1 protein-coding gene is annotated in these 1758 nt (G+C 42.2%); it reads left to right on the forward strand.

Features of this window, described 5'->3' with window-relative positions:
• Positions 1 to 1058 precede the first annotated feature (1058 nt).
• Entirely contained in the window at positions 1059 to 1682 is a 624-nt protein-coding gene (folE, locus tag QZZ43_RS12780) for a GTP cyclohydrolase I FolE (protein WP_291859949.1), read from the forward strand.
• Positions 1683 to 1758: the final 76 nt, after the last annotated feature.

Consider the following 1758-nt stretch of genomic DNA (forward strand, 5'->3'; position numbering starts at 1 on the left):
CTGTCTTACTCCTTATATTCGTGTTTTTTTTGGCAAAATATTTTCCAATAATTTAACGCAAAATGGCTACGCCATTTCTTGTTTTGGATCCGCGAATTTCACTAATTGCACGAATTGAAAAGCTGTTTTACAGCTTTTTTTAAAACGGCATAGCCGTTTTAAGTCGCACAAAAGTGCGACAATAATTCGCTAAATTCGTGAAATTCGTGGACAAAAAAATAATTGAGTAGCAATTAGCGTATCCGGCTAATTTTGATTGGGTTTAATTATATAACCTGTTTGGTTCTGGCTCGTCCAAGTTAGGTATTAGCTCGTAGTTCCTGCCAAAATAAAATGAACCCTTAATTATCAGGCATTTCAGATGTTTAGAATATGAAAATAGCACCCTGCTTTAGCGGGGTGATTATTGCACGTTACAAAGGTTTCTAACAGCCTGCTTTAGCGGGCTTCCCCCTATTTAAAAGCCAAGTATTATCCCAAAAGCCGGCTGCAATTCTCATTTGCAGGGTCATTCTGTCGCCCGGCTAAAGCACGGGTGCTAATCTCATGTCACTTCGTAGGGATGGATTTGTAATCCAGTATCAATATATTGAGCGTCTTATAGAGGAATTTTATTTTGGAATGCTCGTTGGTAGCGGATTTAAAATCCTCATAAAAAAACCATGTGAATTACCGCTCGGCTAGGCCGCTTTAATTGCAAAGAAATCCTCACGGACGGCGGGGCTCGTATCCGTCAGCTAACAGCCGTCAGCTAACAGCCATGAGCTAACAGCTAAGAGCCAACCCGTAATTATCTGATCTTTTTCCCGAAAATTCCAATTGGTTTTGTATTTTTGAAGTTTGAGCCTGCTCCGAAAAGAGGTATTTTTGTCAAGTTCGAGGCGCAGGAAATTTTTGAACCGGAGTTAACTTTTTGTTAATGAAGATTTAAAAATTTCCAGTAACGAAGAAATTGGCAACAAAGAACCTTCTCGAAGTGCGCTCAAGTTTATTTCCTTTACTTCATACAAATGCAAAGAGGCAAACCATCTTGTGCTTTGCCCTAAAAATAAAGAAGAATGGAACATACACTCCATGGCGAAAATGGATACGCCAAGATTGAATCTTATGACGATAAAACAACCGATGCACTAAGCCACCACTATCAGGAGGTATTGAAATTGCTGGGAGAAGATGAGACCCGCGAAGGATTGGAAAAGACTCCCTTGAGAGTGGCCAAAGCGATGCAGTTTCTCACTCAGGGATACAATATGAATCCGGAAGATATCATTAAATCAGCTATGTTTCGCGAAGATTACCAACAGATGGTGGTAGTCAAGGACATCGAGTTGTACAGTATGTGCGAACACCACATGCTTCCTTTTTTCGGCAAAGCTCATGTAGCCTATATTCCCCGTCATCATATCACCGGATTGAGCAAAATCGCGCGCGTGGTAGAATCTTTTGCGCGCAGGCTGCAGGTTCAGGAAAGACTAACCACCCAAATCAAAGAGTGTATTCACAAAACGCTGAATCCGCTGGGCGTGGCTGTTGTAATTGAGGCCCAGCACATGTGTATGCAGATGCGCGGAGTGCAGAAGCAACATTCGGTAACCACCACTTCTGATTTCACCGGTGCATTCCTGAAAAATCAGGCTACCCGGGAGGAGTTTTTTAATATTATTGGCTCTTCACTGCACTAACTGAAAGGCTCGTAGCTGTTAGCTGTTGGCTCTTGGCTCGTAGCTCTTGGTTGTTGGCTGTTGGCTCGTAGCTGTT

This window comes from Marinilabilia sp. (assembly GCF_016278715.1).
In the GTDB taxonomy this organism is placed as follows: Bacteria; Bacteroidota; Bacteroidia; order Bacteroidales; family Marinilabiliaceae; genus Marinilabilia.

Bases quoted from the DNA above. Each gene is read 5' to 3' on its own strand.
- folE (WP_291859949.1), top strand. From the start codon at position 1,059: ATGGAACATACACTCCATGGCGAAAATGGATACGCCAAGATTGAATCT.